Below are 26,199 nucleotides of genomic sequence, written 5' to 3'. Positions count from 1 at the left end.
GCTCTTCCGATCTGCCGCCCAGCCGCCGGCCGCGTCGACGGCCGCCGCTCCGGCGGCTGCCAGCACGGCCGCTCCGGCGCCCGCCGCCACCGCAGCGCAGGCTCCGGCACCTGCCCCCGCGCCGGCCGTGGCGTTCGTGGACGACGGCAAATGGGTGGAAGGCAAGAACTATGTCCGCCTCGAGCCGGCCCAGTCCAAGGTCAGCAATACCGACAAGATTGAAGTGGCCGAAGTGTTCTCGTACGGCTGCCCGGCCTGCAATCAGTTCCACCCGACCATGAACAAGCTGGTGCAGGAGCTGCCCGCCAACGCCGCCGTGGCCTACCTGCCGGCCTCCTTCATGCCGCAGGAAAACTGGCCGATGCTGCAGCGCGCCTTCCTCACCGCCCAGGCACTGGGCGTGGCGGAAAAGGCCAATGACGCCATGTACGACGCGGTGTGGAAGACGCAGGAACTGAGCGCCATGCAGGGTGCTGGCCTCAAGCCCACCTCGGCCCTGCCCACGCTCGAGGACGCTTCCAAGGTCTACGCCAAGTTCGGCGCCGACCCCAAGGAGTTCGTGGCAGTGGCCAACTCCTTCACCATCAACACCAAGGTCAAGCGCGCTGACGATCTGCTCAAGGCCTACGGTGTGGAAGAGACGCCGACCATCGTCGTGAACGGCAAGTACCGCGTCACGCCGCGTCAGGCTGGCGGCTACGACCAGGCAGTGGAGCTGACGAAGTGGCTGGTGGCCAAGGAAGCAGCCGGCAAATAAGCCCGTCTGACTGCGTCTCCACCACCCGTCTACTGAGAGTACCGCCCATGTTCAAACGTTTTGCCTCTCTGCGCGCTGTTGCCATGTTCGCTGGCCTGCTGCTCGCCAGCGCCTGCACAGCTACCGGTTCCAACGAACCGACCCCCTACACCGACGGCGCCGAGTACGTGACGCTGGCCGCTCCCGCTCATCGCCTAAGCGACGCGGGCAAGGTGGAAGTGGTCGAAGTGTTCTCCTACGGCTGCATCCACTGCGCTCATTTCGCCCAGGCCGCCGAGGCGATGCGCAAGCAGTTGCCGCCAGGTGTTGTATTCAAGCTGATGCCCGCCGCCTTTAACGACGAGTGGGTGCCCTATGCCCGCGCGTTTTACGCAGCGCAGAAGCTGGGCGTGCTCGAGCAGACCCACCTGGCACTGTTCAAGGCGAAGTTTGACGAGCACTACCCGATATCCAGCCTTGATGAGCTCGCCGATTTCTACGCCCGCAACGGCGTGAAGCGCGAAGACTTCATGCGTATCGCAACCTCGGACGAAGTGACGGCGCAGATCCGCAAGGACGCCGCCCTCGTGCAGCAGTGGCAGGTGGACGGCACGCCAACCATCGTGGTCGACGGCAAATACCGCACGGCCAACGTGAAGACGCTGGACGAACTCTCCGCCGTGGCCCAGTGGCTGGCCAAGCGCGAGTTGGCGGGCGCCAAGTAAGGCGCTCTGCGGGGACTTTCCCCGCGTTCACACCCCGCCGGGCATGCTTATGGAGTTGACCGTCGCCTGGATGGCGACGGTCACCTTTTGCGACTACTCTGCCCGCCCCATGAATCGCGCCAATCCCGCCCCCGCTGCCGTCCCCGAGCGTCGCCTGCGTCTGCTGAGCTGCAACATCCTGGCCGGTGCCAGCGTGCAGCGTTACAGCGAGTACGTCACGCGCAGTCTCAAAGCCGTGCTGCCGGGTCGCAGCAAGCTGGACAATCTCGACCGGCTGGCCGAACTGCTGCCGCAGTTCGATGTGATCGGCCTGCAGGAGGCCGACGCCGGTAGCCTGCGCTCTGGCTTCCTCAACCAGACGCGGTATCTGGCCGAGGCGGCCGGCATGCCATTCTGGAGCCATCAACCGAACCGCCCGATGGTCCGGCTGGCGCATTCGGCCAACGGCCTGATCAGCCGGCTCGAGCCGACCAGCGTGCTCGACTACCCGCTGCCCAGCCGCATTCCGGGCCGTGGCGCCCTGCTCGCGCGCTTCGGCGAAGGTGCCGATGCACTGGCGGTCATGATTGCTCACCTGTCGCTCAGCGCACCTGCCCGCGCGAAACAGCTCGGCTTCATTGCCGAAGTGCTGCAGGACTACCCACATGCCGTGCTGATGGGCGATCTCAATACCGAGATCCGCAGCAACGAGATGAGGCATCTGTTCGCCAGATCCAGTCTCGTGCCGCCTGAGCAGGCCACGCCGACGTTTCCGAGCTGGAAACCGCGCCGCGCGCTGGACCACATCCTCACGTCGGAAAAGATCCACCTCGACAAGGTCTGGGCATTGCCGCAGGCTTTTTCCGACCACCTGCCGCTGGCGGCCGAGATCAGGCTGCCCGACCATATCGCCCCCCGCCCCCACCGACTGCGCCGATGAAACGAGTTCTGAGCCTTGCCACGCCCTGGTTGCTGTTGATTGCCATCGGCGTGGGCGCCGGCGTGCTGCGTTACGGCCTGGTGGAATCGGCCGATATGGCGCATACGTGCGAAGCCGGCCAGGCGCTGGCCTGCAAGATCCGGCACCTGACCGTGGAAGGCTTCATTCTGGCCGGCATTTTCGGTTACCAGATGGGCATCTACGGCTGGCTCGCGCTCGCTGCCGCAGCGCTGGCACTGATCCGCAAAAATACCTTCTTCGCATGGCTCGCCGCCGCCACCGGCCTGGTGGCGCTGCTGCTGTACTGCTTTGCCCCGGGCGCGTTCGCGCTGCTAGTAGGCTGCCTGCGGCTGGTACGCCTGCAGTCGGAGTCCACGGCGCCACTCGACCAGCACCGCGCCGGCGAAGGCCAGATTCACGCTCAGCCATAGCCAGGTGGACGGGTTAAGCCCGCTCTCCTGCGCTACCACCACAGCAGCCAGCACCGGCAACAAGCACGCGATGAAGCGCTCCTCCACCGAGGGCACCACCGTGCTGCGCCCGGTTTCCAGCAGCGCAGCCAGCAGATAGCCCACTGCAGGCGGCCAGAACAGCCCCAGCGGGAAGTCACGATAGCGGCCGTCGAACACCATCAGCAGACCGTAGAAGCTGAGCCCGAACAGCCAGACAAAACGCAGACCCCGTCCCGGTGCCGCATTGGCAGGCACCTGGGCCAGCCGCGCTGCGATCCAGCGCCCCAGCAGAACCGCCGTACCCAGCGCCGCAAGACAAAGCAGGGTTGTGAACACCCACTCCGCTTCGTTGCGGCAGTCGAACAGCATGCGCCGCCCCTGCCACGCGATGGAGGTGCCGGCGGCAAATCCGGCGATCGCCAGCGCAAACCGGCCGGTCAAGGTGCGCAGGTACCGCCGCCACCAGCCCGCCAGCACGAACAAGACCGCGCCTGCCAGACCCGCCAGCCAGCCAAGTGCCCAGCGCGGCTCCTCTACCACCGGACCCTGCATGGAGAACTTGGGCCGCGCATTGACGTCGAAAATGCCCCAGTAGCCGCCCACTGTGCCTTCCTGGGCGCGTTTCCAGGGCTGGTCGAAGGCTTCGATCACGTTGTACGGCATGTCCACGCTGCCGGCGTAACGAAGGAAGTCGCGCATATAACGCGCTTCGTTCACCAGGCTGGCACTGGCGCGGCGGCGCGGCCGTCCTTCGCTGGGCCAGCCCGTTTCACCGATCATCACGGCGCGTCCGGGGAAGCGGGTCTTCATGCGCGCGTAGACCTCTGCCACATGCTGCAGCGCGTCCTGAGGCGCCACGGGCTCGTCTTCCCAATACGGCAGGATGTGGATGGTGAGGTAGTCCACCGCGTCCGCCATCTGCGGATAGCGCAGCCAGAACTCCCATACGTCGGCATAGGTCACCGGCACGTGGGTGTCGTGGATCGCATTGCGCACTTGGGTGATGTAAGCAGTCAGGGCCTTCGACGACTGCTCACCGCGCAGCAACACCTCGTTGCCCACGATGACGCCGCGCAACACATCCGGATGCGCTTTGGCCGTCGCGATGCCCATCTGTACTTCGCGTTCGTTCAACGCCTGATCGCGGCCCAGCCAGATACCCATCAGCACCTTCATGCCGTAACGCTGCGCGATCTCCGGCACGGCATTAAGGCCCGCGCCCTGCGAGTAGGTGCGCACGCAATCGAAGCGCTCCGAGAGTGCGCGCAGATCCGCGTCGATACGCTCCGGGCTCACGAACGCCTTGGGATCGAGCGGTGTCTCGCCCGGCTTGCGGAACGGCGCGTAGGACACGCAGGCAATGCGCGCGGTGGGCGCGTCCGGCAAGGGTACCGGGCGGCCAATTTGCCACCACCAGAGCGCACCCCATACCGCGGCGGCGACAAGGATCAGCCACACGAGCGGCACTACACGGGACGACGGCGAGGACGTAGGCGACATGCACTTCCTGAGATGCGCCGGACGCGGCGCCGCGAGCCGCCGATTCTAACAGCCGGCCCGGCCACGCCATGTACGTCTTCGGCCTGGAATGCTGTTTCACGCCACGCTCAGCGGGCGTTGGCCATCCTGCTTCGTCCCGCGCAGCGCGCCGCCCCCTGCGGAACCCCGCGAAGTACCCTGCGCCGGAGTAGGCAAAAAAAGGAGTTGTCATGTCCCTACGCGCAGCACCGCGGCTATGCGCCCGACGCTTGCTTACCGTGATGGCCGGCCTGTTGCTGGCCGGTGCCGCCAGTGCGGCCGAGCCCACCGACGCTCAGCGCAGCGCCTTCAAGCAAGCCTACGCGGCAGCTCAGCAGGGCGGTGATGGCTGGCGCGCCTCGTCCAAGGGACTGGAGAGCTACCCGCTTTACCCCTACCTGGAAGCTGCCTCCCTCACGCACGACATCCGCCAGGTGACGCGCCCTCAGGTCGAGGACTACCTCAAGCGTTATCCCGGTCTGTTGACCGCCAGCGATCTGCGCCGCGACTTTCTCAATGAACTGGCGCGCCGGCAGGACTGGGACAATTTTCTCGCGATGTACCAGCCCGGCCTTGGCGACGCCCTTACCTGCAATGCATTGCAGGCCCAGCTGAGCAAGGGCACGCCGCTCGATTTCGACCGTGACCTCAGCGCGCTGTGGGTCAAGCCCAAGCTGCCCAGTGCGTGCGATCCGGTGCTGAACGCTGCACACGATCAAGGCCTGCTCACCACCCAACGCGTGTGGGACCGCATTGATCGCGCGGCAGATGCCGTACAGCCGGGCACCATCAATGCCATCGCCGATTGGCTGCCCGCAGATCAGGCACCGATGGCCAAACGCATCGCCATGGCATTGAGCGACCCGAGTGGCGCCGTCGCGGCGGCGAACCAGTGGAACGACACGCCGCGTGATCGTCAGGCCGCCATGCTGGCGCTGGAACGCCTGGCGCGGCGACAGTCCGTCACCGCCGACAACGCCTGGCAGAAGCTGCAAAGTCAATTCGCCTTTACGCCGGATCAGCGCAACCGCGTGATGTACGCGCTCGCGCTGTTCCACGCGACCGACTATGACGCAAGCGCGCTGGACCGACTTATCGCACTGCCTGCTTCGGTGCAGACCGATGTCAGCCGCGAATGGCGCGTGCGTGCAGCGCTGGCGCAGCAGGACTGGAAGGCTGCGCTTGCTGCGATCGATGCCATGCCGCCGACGCAACAACAGGATGGCGAATGGCGCTGGTTCCGCGCCCGCGCACAAACCGAACTTGGCCGTAAAGACGACGCGCAACGCGTGCTGAGCTCGCTGGCGCAGGAGCCCACATTCTTCGGCTTCCTGGCGGCCGATCGCATCAACGCCCCCTACGGCATCTGCCAGATTTCGCTCAACAGCGATCCGCAACGCGAACGTACCCTGCTGGCCAATCAAGGCTTGCAGCGTGCCTTCGAGTTGTACGCCGTGGACATGCCCAAGCAGGCACGCCGCGAGTGGACGCAGGCACTGGACGGTGCCGACCCCGACACACAGAAACTCGCTGTGAGCCTCGCCTATCGCCGTGGCTGGTATGACCGCGCGATTTTCACCTTCAACACCGGCGACGCGCTGCGCTACTACGAGCAGCGCTTCCCGCTCGCCAGCCAGGACGGCGTGGTGCCGCAGGCGCAGGAGGCCGGTATCGATCCGTCGTGGGCATACGCCATTCTTCGCGCGGAAAGCGCCTGGATGAGCGATGCCCGCTCCGGTGCCGACGCACGAGGCCTGATGCAGTTGCTGCCCTCCACCGCCGCGCTCGTCGCCAAGCGCAACGGCCTCAACTGGGGCGGCGGCGACACCCTGTATGACCCGGTCACCAACATCATTCTCGGCACGCGCTATCTCGCGCAGATGGCCTCCCGCTTCAGCGGCTCCATCTGGCTGGCCAGCGCTGCCTACAACGCCGGTCCCGGCAAGGTCGACCAATGGCTCGAAGCGCGCGGCTCGCTGCCACCGGACCTGTTTGTCGCCACCATCCCGTACAAGGAAACCCGCGAGTACGTGGCGCGCGTGATGTCGTTCGCGGTGATCTATGACTGGCGCCAGCACGGCAACGCGACGACGCTTTCGCAGCGGATGACACCCATCGGTGACGCCTACCGACTGCCCGACAGCCGCAGTGAGCGTAAGCTGGTGGCCTGTCCCGCCGTCCCGGCGCCGGCCGGAGCCGCCTCGGCGGCACCGGCCAGCAGCATGGCGCCGCCGGCAACCACGTCCGGCAACGGCAGCGCGCACTGATGGGGAGATCACCTTTGATTCGTAAGGCACAGCAACTGGTGGTACTGGGTGGCACCGGTTTCGTCGGCTCACACCTGCTGCCACGACTGGCAGCCGATGGCCACCGTATCCTGTTGCTGTCGCGCAACCGCGAACGCAAACGCGAGATGAGCGTGCTGCCATCCGTGCGTGTGCGCAGCGTAGACGTCTACGACGGCAACGCCCTGCGCCGGCATTTCGAGGGCGCCGACGCGGTGATCAATCTGGTCGGCATTCTCAACGCCTTCGGCGAGCAGACATTTCACCACGCGCATGTCGAACTGACGCAGCGTGTGATTGCTGCCTGCCACGCTGCCGGCGTGCCTCGCCTGCATCACATGAGTGCGCTCAAGGCTGGGCAAGGCCTGTCGCAGTACCTCAAGACCAAGGGCGAAGCCGAATCGCACGTGCGCAACGCGACGATCGACTGGACCATCTACGAGCCGAGTGTGATGTTTGGCGAAGGTGGTGGTCTGGTGGATCGGTTTGCCACCTTGCTGCGCCAGATGCCCGTGCTTCCCCTCGCACGCGCACCTTCACGCATGGCGCCAACGTGGGCGGGCGACGTGGCAGAGGCCATCGCGCGCTGCGTGGCCGACGACAAGCTCGGTGTCGATCAGAGCTTCGAGCTCTATGGTCCGGAAGTGCTTACGCTGGGCGACATCGTGCACCAGATCCGCGACGTCATGGGTGTGCGCACGCCGATCGTCGCGTTGCCCGACAGTCTCGGCCGGTTGCAGGCGCAGGTTGCGGAACTGTTGCCTGGCAAGCCGTTCTCCTTGGACAACTTCCGCTCGCTGCGCACCGATTCGGTGGGCAAGGTCGATGGTTATGCCGCACTGGGCATTGTGCCGCAGCCGTTTTCTGCCTGGTTGCCGGTGTTGTTGAAGCAGTCGTCGCGGCAGCGGCGGATGACGCTGGCGAGGAAGAGGTCGTTTTGAGGTGGCTGGATGGTGGCGCTGTGCGTGAGCACTTTGATCTTCGCGTTTTCGAAGGCCAGCTAACGGTGCGGCATCCCGGCTCTTAGCCCCCTCTCCCCTCCGGGGAGAGGGTTGGGGTGAGGGGCGGGTGCTCGCGGTAACGTTTCTATTTCTCGCTTTTGCTCTGGTGTGACGTTTCCGCCAGCTTGCTCGCCTGCGGCGGGCTTCCGACGATCTGCCGATCGCCGGGTCACTTCTCTTTGCTTGCCCAAAGAGAAGTAACCAAGAGAAAAGGCACCCCGCTTGGCGCTTGCCGGGCTGATAGCCCGGCAAGTCCGTGAGGGTCGGCCGGGCTTTTCGACAGGGCTTCCTGCCCTGACGAAAAGTGCCTGGCATCCATGCCAGGCACCCCTACGGGGCCTGATCGTCCAACCCTCACCGCCGCACAGGGGCCCCTCAGATCAAGAGCGCAAAGGCTCGCGCAGCAAAGCTGCACATCGCTCTTTGCTGTTTGCTCTTTGCTGTTTGCTCTTTGCTGTTTGCTCTTTGCTGTTTGCTCTTTGCTGTTTGCTCTTGGCTTTTGCTCTTGGCTTTGGCTCTCCGCCCTTGACCTCCGGGCCCCTATGGCGCGGCGGGCGGGTGGAGGATCAGCCCGAAGGGTGGCCGGCACGGATGCCGGCCAGTTTTTCGACAGGACAGGGATGTCCTGTCGAAAAACCCCGTAACCCGCCCGCGAACCTTCCGGGCTTCGCCCGGAAGGCGCGCCATCGGGGTGGCCTTTCTCTTGGTTACTTCACTTTGGCCACGCAAAGAGAAGTGACCCGCTGTCCGGCAGGACAGCGGAAGCCCGCCGCAGGCGAGCCAGGGGGCGGTATCGCTAAGTTACGGCGAAAGAGCAAAGGCACTGGATGACCAGCCTTCGGCTGTTGTGAAGCGCTTCCTGCCTTCGCAGGGATGACGGTGAGGGGAATCAACCATGTCGCGAGCACCCGCCCCTCACCCCAACCCTCTCCCCGGAGGGGAGAGGGAGCCAAAAGCGCCACGCGCCAGCCAGCCCCGACAACCACCCAAAAGAACCACCAGCCGCCCCCATGTCAAAATCCCCCCATGCGCATCTATCTCGTCGGCGGCGCCGTCCGCGACAAACTGCTGGGAAGGCCCGTCGCTGACCGCGATCACGTCGTCGTCGGCGCACATCCGGACGACTTGCTCGCACAGGGCTACCGCCCCGTAGGCAAGGACTTCCCGGTCTTCCTGCACCCGCAAACCGGCGAGGAATACGCGCTCGCGCGTACCGAGCGCAAAACTGGCCGTGGCTATCACGGCTTTGCCTTCCACGCCGATCCTTCCGTGACGCTGGAAGACGACCTCGCCCGGCGCGACCTCACCATCAATGCGATGGCCGAAGGCGAAGACGGCCATCTGGTCGATCCCTTCCATGGCGCGCGCGACCTTGAGCAGCGTCTGCTGCGTCATGTCTCGCCGGCCTTTGTCGAAGACCCCGTTCGCCTGTTGCGCGTCGCACGCTTCGCCGCACGCTTCGCACCGCTGGGTTTCACCGTCGCTCCCGAAACCATGGCGCTGATGCAGCAGATGGTGCGCGAGGGCGAGGTGGATCATCTTGTGCCCGAACGGGTGTGGCAGGAAACACGCAAAGCGCTCGGCGAGGCGCAGCCATCGGCTTTCCTGCGCGTGCTGCGTGAATCGGGTGCACTTGCTGTGCTGTTTCCCGAAGTCGATGCACTGTATGGCGTGCCGCAACGCGCGGAGTTTCATCCGGAGATCGATACCGGCGTGCACGTAGAGATGGTGCTGGACATGGCGGCGCGCATCGCGCCTGGCAATGATGTGGTGGGCTTCTGTGCGCTGACCCATGATCTCGGCAAGGCGCTTACGCCCACAGGTGAATTGCCTCGTCATGTGGGGCATGAGCATGCGGGCGTACCACCGCTGCAACGCCTGACCGCCCGCCTGAAAGTGCCCACCGAACATGCGGTGCTGGCCGAGCACGTCTGCCGCGAACATCTCAGTGCACATCGCGCATTCGAATTGAAGCCGGCCACCGTCTTGCGTGTGTTGTCGTCGCTGGATGCACTGCGTCGTCCGGAGCGGCTGGATTTGTTCCTCGCTGCCTGCGAAGCAGACAAACGCGGCCGCCTCGACCACGAGAACGATGCCTACCCGCAGGCCGACTATCTGCGCCACGCGCGCGATGCCGCGGCAGCGGTGCGTTCGGAGCCGTTTGTCGCGGAGGGACTCAAGGGACCTGCCATCGGCGACGCCATGACCGCCGCACGCGTGGCCGCCATTGCGGCGCTGAAGCAATCCATGGCTTCCACTGACAACCGCTGAACGACACCGGACCACGTCAGCGGAAGATGGCCTTGGCAGGTATTTGGCTGATTTCCAGGCGAATCCCAGGACGTGTATAAAGGCGGGCTGCTTGTCGCCGTTTGGTCAAACGGGGCATTACGTTCACCCCGGAGTCCAACGTGTCCACTGCGCCTAACCTGCCCTCGCTGCTACGCCAGCGGTTTCGTCCGCTGTTGTGGCTGGCCATCTGCTATGTGGTGATTGGCGCGCTTACGCGCGTCGCCCTGTTGGTTATGGCGGGCAGCGGCGTGCCGCTCAACCCGCTGTACTGGGCCTATGCGTTCGGCGTGGGCATGGCGTATGACCTGGTCGCCTTTGTCTATCTGGCATGGCCGCTGGTGCTCTATCTGTGGCTGGTACCACAACGCATCTACGTGTCGCGCACGGGCCAGTGGCTGCTGTACGGCGGCGGCGCAGTGCTTTTGTTCACGCTGATGTTCATCGGCGCTTCGGAGCTGGTGTTCTGGGGCGAGTTCGGCACGCGCTTCAATTTCATCGCGGTGGACTATCTGGTCTACACCACCGAGGTGATCGGCAATATCCGCGAGTCGTATCCGCTGGGCACCTGGATCAGCCTGTTGTCGCTGGCTACGCTGGTGATCGTGTGGCTGACGCGTCGTGGTTTGCAGGCCCGCGATGGCGGCACCCACTTCATGCAGCGCGGCAAAGTGGCGCTGGTCTGGCTGTTGATCACGGTGGTCACGGCGTTTGCGCTTAAGGGCACGCACAAAGACCGTACCGATAACGCCTATGTCAATGAGTTGTCCGGCAACGGCGTGTACGAGTTTTTTGCCGCCTTCCGCAGCAGCCATCTGGACTATGCGCGCTTCTATCGCACCCTGCCCCAGGACGAAGCGTTCAAGCGTGTGCGCGAGCTGGTCAAGACACCGGAAGCCACGTTTATCAGCGACGATCCGTCGGATCTCACCCGCGAGATCCGCCACGCCGGGCCGGAGAAGCATCTCAACGTCGTACTGATCAGCGTCGAAAGTTTCTCGGCCGACTTCCTCGAAGCGTTCGGCGATACGCGAGGCATCACGCCCAATCTCGATGCGCTGATCAGCCAGAGCATGTTCTTCGACAACCTCTACGCCAACGGCACCCGCACGGTGCGTGGACTGGAAGCGCTGTCGCTGTCGGTGCCGCCCACCCCGGGCGACTCCATCGTGAAGGCGCACAACAACGAGAACCTGTTCTCGGTGGCCAACGTCTTCAATGACCGGGGCTATCAGTCGGACTTCGTGTACGGCGGTTACGGTTATTTCGACAACATGAATTACTTCTTCTCGCATAACGGCTATCGCGCGGTAGATCGCAGCGATATCGCCAAGGGCGAGACCATTCATCATGAAAATGTGTGGGGCGTGGCCGACGAGGATCTGTATACGTTGGCGCTGAAACAGATGGATCAGGCGAACGCGCAGGGCAAGCCGTTTTTCCTGCACGTCATGACCACATCCAATCATCGCCCCTTCACGGTGCCAGCCAACCGCGTGACGCAACAGGACGGCACGCGCGAAGCCGCCGTGGCGTACACCGACTGGTCGATCGCCGACTTCCTCAAGCGCGCACGAACCCGGCCGTACTTCGACAACACGGTGTTTGTGATCACGGCTGACCACTGCGCGTCTAGCGCGGGACGCACCAGCGTGCCGGTCAATCGTTATCACATTCCGCTGTGGATCTACTCGCCCGCGCATGTCGCGCCACAACGCGTTTCTCGTTTGATGTCACAGGTGGACATCATTCCCACAATGCTTGGCATGCTGAACTTCAGCTACCGCAGCCGTTTCTTCGGCGCGGACATCTTTCAGCTTGAACCCGGCCGCGAGCGCGCCTTCCCCGCCACCTACGAGAAACTCGGCTATCTGCAGGGTGACGTGCTCACCGTGCTCGAGCCCCAGCAAAAGCTGGAACAGGTGCGCCCCGACTACGACAACGGCGACGCCGTGCCCAACACGCCAGTCGACCAGCGTCAGGTTGACGATACGACGGCCTACTATCAGGTGGCCTCGACGCTGTTCAAACACGGCAAGCTGCAGCGCCGGCAGGACGACAGTACGCCCGTGCAGCCCCAAACTCCCGCGAGCGAATCGCGGTAACCCGTGGGCGGCCGGCTTATAGCCGGTCGCCCTGATCCGACTCCAGCAGCTCGGCAGGCAGCGGTACCACGTCCATGTTGCGGGCGAACAGCATCGCCTGAAAGCGCTCGCCCATCTGGTCGGGTAGCGTGAGTTTCTTTACTTCCTGAGCCAGGCGGTAACGCACCGTTTCATCCGAGGCGTTTTCGTAAGCTGACTCAAACGCTGCCTGCAAACCGCTGCCAATCAGGAACTGCGCTTGCGGCATGTAGCCGGCCACGCCGAACCCCGCGTTGTTGCCTGCTTCGGCGAGCGCGGTGAAATCGACGGATGCGGTGAGGTCGTTCAACCCCGGCAAGTACAGCGGATCGTTGTGCGCCCGATGCCGATAGTGCGCCATCAACGTGCCGTCACTGCGTTCGGGCAAGTAGTATTCGCGGCGCACGTAGCCATAGTCGATAAACAGCATCAGGCCGGCGGTGAGTGAACCGGCTACCGCCTGAATCCAGTACGGCAGCTGCGGCAGGACTTCCGAGCGATAGCCGTCGCGGAATTCGGTATCGATATCCCGCTCGACGTGACGCACCGCACCGGATACAAGCGCATCGGCGGGACGGTCGACGCGCATCAGGCGGCCCTCGCCATCCAGCGTCACATACTCCTCGTAAACCTCGCCTGCGCGCATGGCAAAACGCGTCGTCGGCAAGGCATCGATCACCTCATTGGCAAACAACACGCCGCGCCAGTCCTGCTCCGGCGGACGATCCAACCACAGCACGCGCGCGAACACGCTGGCAGGCAGGGCGTTGAGCAGGCGCTCTCGCTGACGCTCGCGCAGGTCCGCGCTGGGCTCGAGGATGTAATAGCGGCGCGGCAGCGTGCCACTGGCCTCAAACGCTTTCAGCGCAGCTTCGGCAAAGGAGCCGCTGCCACCGCCAAGTTCGAGAAAATCGGCGTCCTCGCCCAGCAGTTCCAACACCGGGTAAGTCGCATTCACCACGCAGCGTGCGAAAAGTTCACCCAGTTCCGGCGCGGTGATGAAGTCACCGGCTTCGCCGAACTTGGTCTTGCCCGCGCTGTAGTAGCCCAGGCCAGGCGCATACAGGCAACGCTCCATGTACTGGGAGAACGGCATCGGTCCGTGCGCGGCAATTTCCTCGCGCAGGCGCGTCAGCAGCCGGTCGGAATGGACGCGCTCGTCGGCGCCGGGATCGGGAAGTTCGAAAGACATGCCTGCAGCCTGCTGGGAAACCGGCAAAGAATAACCCAAGCCCCGCCATAGCCTCGTGAGGGGGAGGAAGGCTATGACGGAGTGGGCCCAGCTGACCGTTGAAACGTTTAGAAGCTGAAGTCCTTCTGCAGGCTCAGATAGACGCCCCGGCGCGGACCGTACTGCGGCGCGCCCACGCCCACGCCGGTGCCGTCGCGCAGCTGATAGCTGCGATCCAGCGCATTGATCAGCGCGAGCTGGGTCTTCACCTTGCCGAAGCTGCCGAAGGTGAAGTCATGGGCCACGTTGAGGTTGAGCTGGAAGTAATACGGCAACGACGCACCGTTCGGCACACCCGGCGCTCCCTTGCGCAAGCCGCTGCCGAACACGTAGTCAACGCCTGCACGGGTCGTGTCGGTAAAGGCGTAGGTGACGCCGCCCGACGAGGTGAGCTTCTGGTCGTGATCCAGATGGATCCAGTGGTCGTAGATGTAAGCCAACTCTTCGGGACTGAAGTTGTATTGCCCGGTGAGCACCTGCTTGCCCATGGCACGGTTGAACGACGCATTGAAGTACGCGGAGACCGGACCATCGTTGTAGTTGGCAGTGAACTCCACACCACGGATGCGGCCGTAGTTGTAGTTGAAGTTGGAGTAGATCAGTGCCGCGCCGAACTGACCTTCATCCTGCAGGCGGCGCACCTTGCGGTAGTACGCATCCAGCCCCAGCGTCAACGTGGAGCCAACCTGCTGCTGGATGCCCAGGTCGTAGTAGTCCGAACGCTCCGACAACGGCAGGTTGTTGCCACTGCTCGGCAGTTGGTTGGTGGTGCCGTTGAAGCGTGCGATGTTGCTGTCGTCGATCACCTCGGTCGCCGGCGGCGTGAAGTAACGCGCATAGCCGGCATGGACGACGGTACTGTCGGTCGCCTGATACACCACGCCAAGGCGCGGGCTGAGCTGGCTCTCCGTGCGGAACAACTCGTAGCGATCACCGCGCAGGCCGTAGTTGACGGTCCACTTCTCGCCGATGCTCCACTCGTCCTGCAAATACGCCGACCATGTACGAGCCAGAAGGTTGGTGGCGTCGTAGATGGCCATTGGCGTTGTGCTGGCCTGCGTGCCATCGGGGTTGGCCGGGAACACCAGCGAATGGTTGCTGATGTTGCCGCGCTCGAACTCACCGTAGATGCCGTAGCGCAGCGTATGGCTGTCGCCCAGCGGCGTGGAGAAGTCCGCCTGCAAGGTGCTGGCGCGGTTGGTGCGATCAATGGTGGATGCCACACCATTGAACATCAGGTCACCGACATTGTCGGGATCGAAGCCCACTTTGGTGTAACGCTGGCCCAGGGACACCTGATAGTCCGTCTTGCCCAACTTGCCCTGCAGCGAGAGCACACCGAACGTCAGCTTCTCTTTCTGCCGCTCATCGAGGTCAGCCGAATTGAACTCAGTCTGGTTCAGATAGGCGTACTGCGGGGTTTGGTTCGGATTATTGGGAATCTCAAACCGGTTGTTGGTCGCGCCAAACATGAAGCTGATGCGCGTGTCGTTATCGATCAGATACGACACATCGCCGAAACCCTTCACCTGATTGGTATGGTCGTGAATCGGGCTGCGGCTGGAGGTCGGGTTTTCAATACCGACATCGTTCTCCAGGTAATTCGCCGTGACGAACCAGCTCCAGCGATCGTTGCTTCCCCACAGCGATGCATTGGGATTGAGCGTGCCGAACGAACCGCCCGTGATACCCACGCTGCCGCCATTGCCGAGGTCATGGCCGCTCTTGGTGTCGATGTTCACCACCGCAGCCGTGCGTAGGCCGTACTGCGCCGGCAGCGCGCCATCGAGCAGCTTGACGCTCTGGATGGTGCGCGCATCGAGCGTCTGGCCGAAGCCGGAAATGGCTTCGGGAATGATCACGCCGTTGATGCGGTACTGCAGGTTCGCGTGATCGCCACGCACATGCAGGCCGCCGTAGGAGTCCTGCACCACGCCGGGTGCCTGCAGCAGCACCTGATTCAACGGGGTCGAGTCGCCCAGCGGCAACTGTTGGATGGCCTTCTGATCGATCACGTACTGGCTGCTGCCGGTATCCGGCGACAGCGAATTACGCGACTGGTCGAGTGCCGCGTTCACATCCACCGCACCAAGCTGCTTCACCTTGCCCGGCGTGTTGCGGCCGGCACTGTCTGCGTCGGCGCCGCCGCTGGCGTCGCTGCTGGTGACGCTGGGCGACTCCGGGTTCGGGCTGGTCTGGGCAAATGCCGCGGGGGCAGCGGCGCCCAGTGCAACGGCAAGACTCAAGGCAAGCAAGGTACGTTTCATCGGGTTTCCGGGGAGGGGCGGTCGGTTGTTATTTTCGATACGTTATAACATTGCCATTCTAGCCGACCCCGTGCCTGCCCCAAAAGTCATGCCCGGCCGTGCAACATCCTGCGTTAAGCCTTGACCGCGCGAGGTCAGCAGACTTTCACCCGCTGGCCCTAGACTGGCGCTCTCAACGCTCAGCGAGCCGCGGACCATGGCCAAGCCCTCCTCCCAGCTACCTGCTGTGATCACCGACCACAGTCGCGTGACCCAGGCCATCCTGGATTTCGTCAGCCAGATCCCGGACAGCGCCGTGGCCGGCAGCAAAACGCCCGAAACCGAGGCACAGCGACTGGCCACCCGCGCCGCCCAGCGCGCGGCGCTCACCGCCAGCACGCTTGCCTTGCCGCCCGGGCCGCTGGGCTGGCTGACCGTGCTGCCGGAGCTGATCGCCATCTGGAAGATCCAGGCACAGATGGTCGCCGACATCGCCGCCGCGTTCGGCAAACATCCCGAGCTGGGCCGCGAGCAGATGCTGTGGTGCCTGTTCCGCCACACCGCCGCGCAGGCGTTTCGCGACCTGGTCGTGCGTGTGGGTGATCGCTTGCTGTTTCGTCGCGTCACTTACACCGTGGCCGAGCGCGTCGCCAAAACGGTGGGCATCAAGGTGACGCAGCGCGCCGTGGGCAGGGGCATTTCGCGCTGGCTGCCCGTCGTAGGCGCCGTTGGCGTGGGCGCCTACGCCTACTACGACACAGCACAGGTAGCTCGCACTGCCATTGAGATGTTCATGGCCACCATCGAGACTGACGCCGTGTCGACCGAGCACCCCGCCGTGCGGCCACCGGAAAGCACCGGATGACGCTGCCTTTGCTTTGCGGCAAGCTCACCGCCCCATTGCTCGTTACCCCAGCGCGTCACGCAGGAGCCCACGCATGAGTCCACGTCACGAGCGCCCCGTTGCCCTGATCACTGGCGCCGGCAAGCGCGTGGGCGCGGTGATCGCCCGCACGCTGCACGCAGCCGGCTACGACCTCGCACTCCATTACCGTCATTCGGCCGCCGAGGCCGAGCTGTTGGCCAGCTCGCTGGAACGTCAGCGCGCTGGCAGCGCTTTTACGGTGCAGGGTGAACTGGCAAACATCGACGGCCTGCCCGAGTTGGTACAGCGGGTGCTGTCCCGCTTTGGCCGTCTGGATGCGCTGATCAACAACGCCTCGGCGTTTTATCCCACGCCGGTGGGCAGCGCCACGCCGGCGCAGTGGAATGACTTGTTTGCGTCGAATGCGCAGGCGCCGTTCTTCCTCGCGCAGGCCGCGCTGCCCGCATTGCGCGAAGCGCGCGGCGCCATCGTCAATCTGGTGGATATCTACGCTGAGCGTCCGCTCGCCCATCATCCGCTGTACTGCATGGCGAAGGCCGCCTTGGCCGCGATGACACGATCGCTGGCGCTCGACCTTGGCCCCGATGTTCGCGTAAACGGCGTTGCCCCCGGCGCGGTGATGTGGCCCAGCGACGGCAAGCCCTATGACGACCAGCAGGCCATGCTGGCCCGCACGCCACTGCAACGCGCCGGCTCGCCCGAAGATGTGGCCGGTGCTGTGCTGTGGCTGTTGCGTGATGCGCCGTTCGTCACGGGGCAGATCATTCGCATCGATGGCGGACGGACGTTGTCCGTGTAAACGAACGTGGCCGCGCATCCGCGCGGCCACGTTGGCTTTCCCATGATGCCGATGCTCGCCGATTACTTCTTCGGCTTGAACGCCTGCTCGAGCAGCGCCTGATCGAAACCGTAACCCACCTGACCTTCCTCGGCGTAGCGATACAACGCCGCTGCATAGATGCCCTGCAGCGATGCCTGGATCAGGCCCAGCAAGGTGATGCCGATGGCCACGACAGCAACGGCTATGACCACGACGGCCGTCGATTGCATGGCAACGGCGCCCATGATCAGGCCGGCCGATACCAGGATGGCCAGAAACATCAGCAGGCCGAACACCACGCCGATACCCGCGTTGCCGATGATGTTTTCGCCCCAGGTACGCTTGAGCAGGTCCACGCTCTCCTTGATGGCGTCGGTGGGACCCACGTCCTGACTGGCCAGTACCGGCACCACCAGGAACGTAGCCACCGTCCATGCGAGGCCGAGGAAACCGGCGACCAGCCGGCCGATCAGGCCCAATCGCTCCTGCAGCGCACGCAACACCAAACCCACCGTGGCGGCGATCAACGCATAGCCGAAGATGCTGACGATGCGCGAACGGGCGATGGCCATGCCTTCACCGAAGCTGGTGGATTCACCGCGCAAGCGCATCAACGCCGCACCGGCGAGTGCGGTGTTGAAGAAAATGATCACGAAGTACTGCACCAGATAGAACAGAAACAGCGCGATATAGCCGCCAACAGAAAGCGCACGCTCCTGTGTCTCGCCCGCCACACCGGAACCAACGAACGCAAGGGCGACAGGAATAAGAAAACTGGCTGCTACCAACAAGCAGCAAATGCCAGATACCAGAGGGAACATCAGCAGCGACTTGTCCGAACGCAACACATCAGCGCTCGCCTTCATCAAGCTCCAACTACGTGAAAAACGACCTGCCATACACCTGCCTCCTTGTGATGATGGAAAACTATCTAGCATCCGCGCCATAGCGGTAACAGTGCCGCACGACTCAAAGTGCTTCGAATTCGAGCGGTTCGCTTTCTGCCGGAAACGACGCCCATAGCGCCGCCATGGTCTGCCCGCTCACCGGATGCACCAGTTGCGGTGCGATGTCGGCCATCGGCTTGAGTACGAAGGCATGGCGCAGCTCTTTGCGCGGAATATCGAGGTGCCCTTCTCCCTGCCGCACCAGATCGTCATACAGCACGATATCCACATCGAGGGTGCGATCGGAAAAACGTGGCACATCGCGGCGGCGGCCGTGACGATCTTCCAGCGCATGCAGCCACTCGTTGAGCGCTTCGGGCGAAAGATCGGTATCCAGCCCCACTGCGAGGTTCACGAAATCCGCTCCGTCGAAACCCACCGACCGGCTGCGATAGGCCGGCGAGACAGTCAGCGCACCAAATCGCGCGCCCAGTTCATCCAGCGCGGCACGGAGATAGCGGCGGGGCTCGAGATTGGAGCCGAGGCTCAGATAAACACGCGCCATCGTTATCCCATTACTGCGGGCGAATGCCGCGCTCGATGCGGACACCTACGGCTTTCGCGCCGCGCACAGCACCCGGCTTGGACAGCTTCAGGCGGACCCACGACACGCCGAACTCGTCACGAATGATGGCCGCGCAACGTTCGGCCAGCGTCTCCACCAGACCGAAGCTGGAAGCGCTCACGTAATCGATCAGCCGTTTGGAAACGTCTTTGTAGTTGAGCGTGAGCGCAATGTCGTCGCTCGCGGCGGGCACGGTGTTGTCGAACGCCATTTCGATGTCGAACGACAGGGTCTGGCGCACGCGGCGCTCCCAGTCATAAATGCCGATCACCGCGTCGATGCGCAGGTCTTCAATGAAAACGATATCCATGCCGATAGGGTAGCGATCTCCTTGTGGGAGCGCACCCTGTGCGCGACTGGCCCGGATGCCTGTCGCGCACAGGGTGCGCTCCCATGACAGGAAGGCGCGGCGATTACACCGCTGGCAGCGTTTCCAGATCCCAGCGCGGAAACACCTGCACCGATTCGTCCTGGTGCTGGCCGTGGGCGAGACGAATGGCGCCCGCCAGGGCAATCATGGCGCCGTTGTCCGTGCAAAAGGCGAGGCGCGGGAAATACACCTTGAAGCCATCCTTCGCACCGGCCGCCGCCAGCTGCTCACGCAGGTGCTTGTTGGCGCCCACGCCACCGGCGATCACCAGACGCTTGGCGCCGCTGGCCTGCAGGGCGCGACGGCACTTGATGATCATGGTGTCGACAATCGCTTCTTCGAACGCACGAGCAATATTGGCGCGCGTCTGCTCGCTCTGGTCGGATTGCTGCCAGGCCAGCAACACCTGGGTTTTCAGGCCGGAGAAGCTGAAATCGAGGCCGGGCCGGTCGGTCATCGGGCGCGAGAAACGAAACACGCCCGGACGCCCCTGTTCGGCCAGCTTCGCCAGCGCCGGACCACCGGGATACGGCAGACCCATCAGCTTGGCGGTCTTGTCGAACGCTTCGCCTGCGGCGTCGTCCAGGGTGTCGCCAAGAATCTTGTATTCGCCGATGCCCTTCACTTCCACCAGCATGGAGTGGCCGCCGGACACCAGCAGGGCCACGAACGGCGGCTCCGGCGGATCCTCTTCCAGCAGCGGGGCCAGCAGGTGGCCTTCCATGTGATGCACGCCGATGGCCGGCACACCCAGCGCCCAGGCCATGGCCCGCGCGGCGGAAGCGCCCACCAGCAGAGCACCCACCAGACCGGGCCCGGCGGTATACGCCACGCCGCCAAGGTCGGCCGGGGTCAGGCCCGCCTGGGCCAGCGCCTCGCGCACCAGCGGCAGCAGTTTGCGCACGTGATCGCGGCTGGCGAGCTCAGGCACCACCCCGCCGTACTCGGCGTGCAGCTTGATCTGGCTGTAGAGGGTATGTGAAAGCAGGCCGTCGCCAGGCGCGCCAGGCTCCCAGCGCAGCAGGGCCACGCCGGTCTCGTCGCAGGAGGTCTCGATGCCCAACACCGGCTTATTTACCGGCGGGTCGATCTGGGGCTTTGAAATTGCTGTCGTTTCCACGTTATACTTCGCGGCTCACCGTATTCAAACGGCCCGTTCAGGCGAGCCAGTCTACCACTTGGAGTTTCCATGCCCAGCGTAAAAGTCCGCGAGAACGAGCCGTTCGAGCTTGCCCTGCGCCGCTTCAAGCGCACCTGCGAAAAGGCCGGCGTCCTCGCCGAGACCCGCAAGCGCGAGTTCTATGAGAAGCCGACCCAGGAACGTAAGCGCAAGCGCGCTGCCGCCGTGAAGCGTCACCTGCGTCGTCTCTCGCGCGACACGTCGCGTCGTACGCGCCTGTACTGAGCCTGTCGTCCGCTTTGCGGACGGCAAGAGGTTCCGGGCGCCTTCGGCGCCACGACGGGTAGCCTGGCAGTTGGCGCGTCCATCCGCTGCCGCTAAGTCAGTAGACCTACACTAGCCGGCGTTGCCAAGTGCAACGCCGGCTTTGTGTGTTTCCAAGGAAAAGACCCATGACCCTGAAACAGCAGCTCACCGACGACATGAAGACCGCCATGCGTGGCGGCGAGAAAGACCGCCTGGGCGTCATCCGACTGATCCTGGCCGCGGTCAAACAGCGCGAAGTGGACGAGCGTATCGAGCTCGACGACGTGCAGACGCTGGCCGTGCTGGAAAAGATGGTCAAGCAGCGCAAGGACTCCATCAGCCAGTACGAGGCGGCCAGCCGCCAGGACCTGGCCGACGTGGAACGCGCCGAAATGAAGGTGATCGAGGCCTACCTGCCGGCCAAACTCAGCGAAGAGGAAATCGACGCGCTGATCGCCGCCGCCATCACCGAAACGGGCGCCAGCTCGGCCCGCGATATGGGCAAGGTGGTCGCCGCAGTGAAGGAAAAGGCCGCTGGCCGCGCCGATATGGGCGTGGTGTCTGGCCGCGTGAAGGCTCGCCTGGCCGGCTGATCGCAGCACCAGCAAGCGCATTTGGCGGCGGACCGGTTCCGGTCCGCTGCCCGCTCAGTCGATTAACCGTTCCATCCGCCGGTGATCGGGCACCTTGCCCCACGCGTTGCCCAGCCTCGATTTGCGCTCGCCGACCACCTGAAAACCGGTGCGGCGGTACAACGCCTCGGCACGCGGATTACTGGCCGCCACATCCAGCACCACCCGATGCCGCCCCACCGCGCGGGCCGTACTCATCAGCTGATCGATCAACGCACGACCGATGCCCTGCCCGCGCAGTTCGGGCGCCACAGCGAGGTGTGCGAGGTAGTGCATGTCGCCATCCGGTGGCCGGATCACCGACTCCACCCGTAGCCCCCGCGAAATCACGCCGAGGGCGCGACCCACGCCGTAATGCTTCAGGATTTGCCGCGCCGCAGCCAGCGTGAACGGCCACTTGGTGTCCGCCCCATACCCCGCACCCACCGCCACCACCCGGCCCGCAGCAACGCCGACCCAATGATTGCGCCAGCCGAATTCACCGGCACCGTCCACGAAGCAGCGATGCAGGAACGCCTGCGCGTCGCCGCCATCACTGGTCGCAAATACGAAGTCGAACGCCGCGGGCCCTGAGCTGTAGATCAGCGGCACCGCTGCTGACGCGTCTTCGGGCGCTGCGGGACGAAAACGCACCTGCACGCCCGACCTTGCCGTTTCCAGCACATTACCCTTCATGTTCACCCCAAGCCCAACGGCTTCCCCGAAACCAGCATAGGGCAACCCAAACGCCACGCGCAGTGGCAACACCGGGCCAGCCAGGGGGGCGATCCGGCCACAGCTGCATCGGAAACGCGTCATACGCTCTAAACTAGGTTGCTTATGCGCGGACGTATCCCTGACAGCTTCATCGACGAACTGCTTGGCCGTGTCGATATCGTCGACGTGATCGAGCGGCGCGTGCCGTTGAAAAAAGCTGGCCGCGAGTGGACGGCCTGCTGCCCGTTCCACAACGAGCGCTCGCCCTCGTTCTACGTGAGCCCGGCCAAGCAGTTCTTCCATTGCTTCGGCTGCGGCGCCCACGGCAGTGCGCTGAAGTTCCTGATGGACTACGAACGTCTGGAGTTCCCGGATGCCGTGGAGGAGCTGGCCCAATCGGTAGGTCTCACCGTGCCGCGCGAAGGCGGTGACGATCGGCCACGCGAAGACAAGACGGATCTCTACGCCCTGCTCGACAGCGCAGCGAGCTGGTACGAAAGGGAATTGCCCAAGAGCGCCGACGCGCAGGCCTACTGCAAGAAACGCGGACTCGATGCGCAGACCATCCAGCGCTTCCGCATCGGCTGGGCGCCGGCCGGTTTCGATGGCGTCATCAAGGCCCTCGGCGGCAGCGACCGCCGCATGCAGTTGCTCAATGAAGCGGGCATGGTGGCGAGCAACGAACGCGGCCATCGCTACGACCGGTTCCGCGAACGCCTGATGTTTCCGATTCTGGATCGTCGCGGGCGCGTGATCGCTTTTGGTGGCCGTGTGTTGCAGTCGGACCAGGGGCCCAAATACCTCAACTCACCCGAAACACCTTTGTTCCACAAAGGCCGCGAACTGTTCGCGATGTGGCAGGTAAAGCAGGCCAACCCGAGCCTGCAGCGCATCGTGGTGGTCGAGGGCTACATGGATGTGATCGCCATGCATCAGGCGGGCCTGCCCATTGCGGTGGCCACGCTGGGCACGGCGACGACTCCGGAACACACCGAGGTGTTGTTCCGCGCAGCGCCCGATGTGGTGTTCTGTTTCGACGGCGACCGCGCCGGCCGCGCGGCGGCGTGGAAGGCGCTGGAATCCGCACTGCCGCGATTGCGCGACGGCCGCCAGGCTTACTTTCTGTTTCTGCCCGACGGCGAGGACCCGGATACGCTGATCCGCAAGGAAGGCAAGGACGGTTTCGAGAAGCGCCTGAAAGCGTCCACGCCGCTGTCGGAATATTTCTTCGGCGAACTCGCGCACGACGTGGATACCGCGAGCCTCGACGGCCGCGCTCGTCTTGCTGAGCGCGCCCGTCCGCTGATCGCCAAACTGCCCGACGGCGCGTTTCGCGACCTCATGGCACAGGAGCTGGAAAAGCGCACCGGCGCACGCGCCGTGCTTGAAGCAGACCCTGCGGCACGACGCACGGTTCAGCGCCCTATCGTGGTGCAGCGCTCGCTGGTGCGTAGCGCCATTGCCTTGCTGCTCGCGCAGCCGGGCGTGGCCGACCAGGTGGAACGCCCTTATGGTTTCCTTCGCCTGGACAAACCCGGCGTGGAACTGCTGGCCGAACTCATTGACACGGCACGCTCACGCCCCGGCATCAATCCGGCCATGCTCGTGGAGCATTACGCCGAACGCCCTGAATACGCGGCATTGCAGAAATTGATGGCGGCGATGGTCGTGGGCGAACCCGAAGCGCAGCGCGCCGAGTTCTTCGATGCGCTGACGCGCATGGAACAGCAAGCCATCGTGCAGCGGCGCGATTTTCTCACTGCCAAAAGTCGTGAAAGCTCGCTGGACAGTGCGGAAAAGGCTGAGCTGCGCGAGCTGCTGGCGGCTAAGGGCGCGGCGCCGGCCAAAACGGTCTGACTCGCGTTGCTTCCTCTCCCCTAAGGGGTGAGGGCCTGGTGCTCGCGATAGCGACCCAAAGAACACGGTTCTAACCATCTTCCCCGCAAGATTGCCCCCTCACCCCAACCCTCTCCCCTCGGGGGAGAGGGGCCTGGAAGTACCCTGCGCTGCGGCAAGCGCTTTGGCACTTTCGTATGGGATCATCGGCCCCTCTTTGAGGGCTTAGGCAACACACCCGGGCATGGATGTAGATGGAACTGCTTGAACAATTGGTGACCTTGTTCGCCGAAAACGGCTACATCGCGGTGTTCATCGCGTTGTTGCTGTGCGGCGCCGGTGTCCCGCTGCCCGAAGACATCACTCTCGTCGCCGGCGGTGTGATCGCCGGCCTTGGCTACGCCAACGTGCACACCATGTTCGGCGTGGGTATGGCCGGTGTGCTGGTGGGCGATGCCGGCATGTTCCTGCTTGGTCATCACTTCGGCGCGCGCATCCTCAAGATACGTTTCGTCGCTCGCGTACTTACGCCGGAACGGTATGCCAAAGTGCAGGAGAAATTCGAGCGCTACGGCAATCGCCTGATGTTCATTGCCCGCTTTCTACCCGGCATGCGTACCGCCGTATTCATTACCGCCGGCTCGACCCATCGCGTGTCGTTCCTGCGCTTCTTCATGCTCGACGGACTTGCGGCGCTGATCAGCGTGCCCATCTGGGTCTATCTGGGCTACTTCGGCGCGGACAACCACGAGTGGCTCGCCATGTGGATTCATCGCGGCCAGAACGGTCTGTGGCTGCTCGGCGGCGCCATTCTCATCGTGGTGCTGGTGCTGTGGTGGCGGCACAAGCGGCGGGTGGCTTGCGAGTCGGAGTCGCCTTAACGGCCACGCTAGCCGCGACCTCAACGACTTCCTCACCGTCATCCCGGCGAAGGCCGGCATGACGGTGAAGGTTACACAGACTTCTCTAACCTTTCTCTTTGGGTGCCACCGTGGCAGCCACGTCCGTCGCATCCTGACGATTCCACCAGCCACCGCCCAGCGCCTGGAACAGCGCCACGGTATCGGCATAGCGCGCAGCCCTCGCCTGCACTAATGCAATCGCCGTCTGCTGCCAGGCCAGTTCGGCCGTAAGCATGGTGCTCTCGCTGATATCACCCAGCGCAAGCTGACGCTTCGCGATCGCCAGACTTTGCGCAGCCGCATGCTCGGCGCGCTCAGCCGCCGCCAATGCCCTCGCATCGGCGTCGATGGCGTGCAATGTGTCGGCCACGTTCTGCACGGCCTGGATCACGGTGCTTCGATACTGCGCGGCAGCCTGTTGAAACGCAGCCTCGGCACCGCGCTGCTTGTGCTTGAGCGTGCCACCGTCAAACAACGGCTGTGACACCGTGGCGCCGAGATTCCAGAAACCGTTGCCGGCACTAAACAGATCGCTCGCTTTCTCCGAGGCTCGACCGAAGGCCGCGTTGATCTGGACATTGGGCAAGCGGTTGGCGATCGCCACACCGACATTCGCACTTGCTGAGTGCAGTTGCTCCTCCGCCGCACGCACGTCTGGCCGCTGTTCCACCAGCTGCGCCGGCAGACTCTTCGGCAACTCCGTGGGCAATTGAAGGGCATCGAGTGTGAACTGTGCACCGATGTCCTGATCCGGCGTGCGGCCGGCGAGTGCCGCCAACAGATCGCGCTGCTGAGCCAGCTGCTTTTCCAACGGCGGCAGCGTGGCTTTGCTCTGCTCCAGTGCGGTGACCTGTACCGCTACCGCCGCATCGGAGACATCGCCCAGCTCATGCTGCCGCTGCATGGTCGAAAGGACTTTGCTCTGCGCCTCGATGATCTGTTGCGTCGTCTCGATCTGCGACCGCGTCGACGCCTCGGTAATGGCCGCGTTCACCAGATTGGTGGTGAGCGTGAGATAGGTTGCTTCCAGCTCGAAACGCTGCGCATTGGCCTGAGCCACCAGCGATTCCACCTGACGGCGATTGCCGCCCCACAGGTCCAGCACATACGACACGCTGACCTGCGCGGTGGTGAGGTTGTACAGGTCCGCACCCGAAGCGGCCGGACTGGCCAGATCCTTGGCGATGTCCTGACGCGTGGGGTTGATGCTGGCGTTGACCTGCGGGAAGTACGCGCCACGCTGCGCATAGGCGGCCTCCCACGACGCCTTCAGCGCGGCGTGGGCCGCTTCCACATCGGCGTTGTGCTTGAGCGCATCATCGATCAGCGCATTCAGCGGCTCGGAGTGAAACAGCGTCCACCACTGGCCGGGAATATCCATCGACTGCACCAGTTGCTGCGTTTCGCCGCCTTTGACGGCCGCAGATTCGGTGCCGCTCGGCATCGGCGTGGGAGCGTAATCCTTCGCAGCGGGAGCATCCGGACGCTTATAGTTGGGACCGACAGTGCACCCCACCAACGCCACGCCAATGGCCAGTGCCAGTGCGAGGCGAACTGGTGTGCGGAAAAAAGTCAGGTTAGCGATGTGGTTCAT

Annotated in this window: 23 protein-coding genes; 14 read left to right on the top strand and 9 right to left on the bottom strand. The window is 64.1% G+C overall.

The genetic code is table 11. The features are described 5' to 3' along the window. The 4 genes from OQE56_RS18695 to OQE56_RS18680 all read left to right on the top strand — a co-directional run. The coding region (locus OQE56_RS18695; protein WP_267226374.1) for a thiol:disulfide interchange protein DsbA/DsbL at positions 1-757 on the top strand (757 nt) is incomplete at its 5' end. 47 nt (positions 758-804) lie between these two features. Next, the gene (locus OQE56_RS18690; RefSeq protein ID WP_267226373.1) at positions 805-1,461 is read left to right on the top strand and encodes a thiol:disulfide interchange protein DsbA/DsbL; all 657 of its coding nucleotides are present in this window, start codon (positions 805-807) and stop codon (positions 1,459-1,461) included. Positions 1,462-1,570: 109 nt separating this feature from the next. Continuing rightward, positions 1,571-2,380: an endonuclease/exonuclease/phosphatase family protein gene (locus OQE56_RS18685; RefSeq protein WP_267226383.1), complete on the top strand. Its 810-nt coding sequence runs from the start codon at positions 1,571-1,573 to the stop codon at positions 2,378-2,380. After that, positions 2,377-2,811, top strand: a complete 435-nt coding sequence (locus tag OQE56_RS18680; protein ID WP_267226371.1) for a hypothetical protein — start codon at positions 2,377-2,379, stop codon at positions 2,809-2,811. Before OQE56_RS18685 ends, OQE56_RS18680 begins: the two co-directional genes overlap by 4 nt. Here the strand turns inward: OQE56_RS18680 and OQE56_RS18675 are convergent. Beyond that, positions 2,713-4,332, bottom strand: a complete 1,620-nt coding sequence (locus OQE56_RS18675) for a glycoside hydrolase family 17 protein (protein WP_267226369.1) — start codon at positions 4,330-4,332, stop codon at positions 2,713-2,715. The genes OQE56_RS18680 and OQE56_RS18675 overlap by 99 nt on opposite strands. Before the next feature lie 209 nt (positions 4,333-4,541). On the opposite strand from OQE56_RS18675, the gene OQE56_RS18670 reads away from it, so the two are divergent. From OQE56_RS18670 to OQE56_RS18655, 4 genes are all read left to right on the top strand, one after another. Beyond that, a complete protein-coding gene (locus OQE56_RS18670; protein WP_267226368.1) occupies positions 4,542-6,617 on the top strand; it encodes a transglycosylase SLT domain-containing protein in 2,076 nt (691 codons plus the stop codon). Positions 6,618-6,631: 14 nt separating this feature from the next. Next, positions 6,632-7,576, top strand: coding sequence for a complex I NDUFA9 subunit family protein (locus OQE56_RS18665; RefSeq protein ID WP_267226367.1), 945 nt, complete (start codon positions 6,632-6,634; stop codon positions 7,574-7,576). A 1,086-nt stretch (positions 7,577-8,662) separates the two neighbouring features. Beyond that, positions 8,663-9,907, top strand: coding sequence for a multifunctional CCA addition/repair protein (locus OQE56_RS18660; protein WP_267226365.1), 1,245 nt, complete (start codon positions 8,663-8,665; stop codon positions 9,905-9,907). 140 nt (positions 9,908-10,047) lie between these two features. Further along, complete coding sequence (locus OQE56_RS18655) at positions 10,048-12,030, top strand: LTA synthase family protein (RefSeq protein ID WP_267226363.1); 1,983 nt, start codon at positions 10,048-10,050, stop codon at positions 12,028-12,030. Positions 12,031-12,046: 16 nt separating this feature from the next. On the opposite strand, the gene OQE56_RS18650 is transcribed toward OQE56_RS18655, so the two are convergent. Next, positions 12,047-13,240, bottom strand: coding sequence for a class I SAM-dependent methyltransferase (locus tag OQE56_RS18650; protein ID WP_267226361.1), 1,194 nt, complete (start codon positions 13,238-13,240; stop codon positions 12,047-12,049). Between the two features lie 107 nt (positions 13,241-13,347). After that, positions 13,348-15,546, bottom strand: coding sequence for a TonB-dependent receptor (locus OQE56_RS18645; RefSeq protein ID WP_267226360.1), 2,199 nt, complete (start codon positions 15,544-15,546; stop codon positions 13,348-13,350). Between the two features lie 196 nt (positions 15,547-15,742). Between OQE56_RS18645 and OQE56_RS18640 the strand changes: the two genes are divergently transcribed. Next, positions 15,743-16,390, top strand: coding sequence for a hypothetical protein (locus tag OQE56_RS18640; RefSeq protein WP_267226359.1), 648 nt, complete (start codon positions 15,743-15,745; stop codon positions 16,388-16,390). A gap of 73 nt (positions 16,391-16,463) precedes the next feature. Beyond that, a complete protein-coding gene (locus OQE56_RS18635) occupies positions 16,464-17,210 on the top strand; it encodes a pteridine reductase (protein WP_267226356.1) in 747 nt (248 codons plus the stop codon). A 62-nt stretch (positions 17,211-17,272) separates the two neighbouring features. Here the strand turns inward: OQE56_RS18635 and OQE56_RS18630 are convergent, their stop codons facing one another. From OQE56_RS18630 to tsaD, 4 genes are all read right to left on the bottom strand, one after another. After that, positions 17,273-18,130, bottom strand: a complete 858-nt coding sequence (locus OQE56_RS18630) for a DUF6159 family protein (protein ID WP_425601646.1) — start codon at positions 18,128-18,130, stop codon at positions 17,273-17,275. A gap of 70 nt (positions 18,131-18,200) precedes the next feature. Beyond that, positions 18,201-18,683, bottom strand: coding sequence for a 2-amino-4-hydroxy-6-hydroxymethyldihydropteridine diphosphokinase (gene folK, locus OQE56_RS18625; RefSeq protein WP_267226351.1), 483 nt, complete (start codon positions 18,681-18,683; stop codon positions 18,201-18,203). Between the two features lie 10 nt (positions 18,684-18,693). Next, complete coding sequence (folB, locus tag OQE56_RS18620; protein ID WP_267226349.1) at positions 18,694-19,053, bottom strand: dihydroneopterin aldolase; 360 nt, start codon at positions 19,051-19,053, stop codon at positions 18,694-18,696. 103 nt (positions 19,054-19,156) lie between these two features. Continuing rightward, positions 19,157-20,179: a tRNA (adenosine(37)-N6)-threonylcarbamoyltransferase complex transferase subunit TsaD gene (gene tsaD / locus OQE56_RS18615; RefSeq protein ID WP_267226382.1), complete on the bottom strand. Its 1,023-nt coding sequence runs from the start codon at positions 20,177-20,179 to the stop codon at positions 19,157-19,159. Positions 20,180-20,302: 123 nt separating this feature from the next. On the opposite strand from tsaD, the gene rpsU reads away from it, so the two are divergent. Together rpsU and OQE56_RS18605 are read left to right on the top strand one after the other, a co-directional pair. Beyond that, entirely contained in the window at positions 20,303-20,518 is a 216-nt protein-coding gene (gene rpsU, locus OQE56_RS18610; protein WP_014404075.1) for a 30S ribosomal protein S21, read from the top strand. Between the two features lie 167 nt (positions 20,519-20,685). Further along, complete coding sequence (locus tag OQE56_RS18605) at positions 20,686-21,132, top strand: GatB/YqeY domain-containing protein (RefSeq protein ID WP_267226344.1); 447 nt, start codon at positions 20,686-20,688, stop codon at positions 21,130-21,132. A 54-nt stretch (positions 21,133-21,186) separates the two neighbouring features. Here the strand turns inward: OQE56_RS18605 and OQE56_RS18600 are convergent, their stop codons facing one another. Continuing rightward, positions 21,187-21,846 (bottom strand): GNAT family N-acetyltransferase, encoded by a 660-nt coding sequence (locus tag OQE56_RS18600; RefSeq protein ID WP_267226343.1) that lies wholly within the window; start codon positions 21,844-21,846, stop codon positions 21,187-21,189. 144 nt (positions 21,847-21,990) lie between these two features. Between OQE56_RS18600 and dnaG the strand changes: the two genes are divergently transcribed. Continuing rightward, complete coding sequence (dnaG, locus tag OQE56_RS18595; RefSeq protein ID WP_267226342.1) at positions 21,991-23,724, top strand: DNA primase; 1,734 nt, start codon at positions 21,991-21,993, stop codon at positions 23,722-23,724. A 233-nt stretch (positions 23,725-23,957) separates the two neighbouring features. Then, on the top strand, positions 23,958-24,584 hold the full coding sequence (locus tag OQE56_RS18590; protein ID WP_267226340.1) for a DedA family protein: 627 nt from the start codon (positions 23,958-23,960) through the stop codon (positions 24,582-24,584). An 85-nt stretch (positions 24,585-24,669) separates the two neighbouring features. Here OQE56_RS18590 and OQE56_RS18585 read toward each other — a convergent pair whose 3' ends face one another. Then, the gene (locus tag OQE56_RS18585; RefSeq protein WP_267226339.1) at positions 24,670-26,199 is read right to left on the bottom strand and encodes an efflux transporter outer membrane subunit; all 1,530 of its coding nucleotides are present in this window, start codon (positions 26,197-26,199) and stop codon (positions 24,670-24,672) included.

The sequence above is a fragment of the Dyella silvae genome (assembly GCF_026421305.1).
Classification (GTDB): Bacteria; Pseudomonadota; Gammaproteobacteria; order Xanthomonadales; family Rhodanobacteraceae; genus Dyella; species Dyella silvae.
The sequence above is the reverse complement of the archived record's forward strand: the minus strand, read 5'-3'. Positions and strand labels throughout refer to the sequence as shown.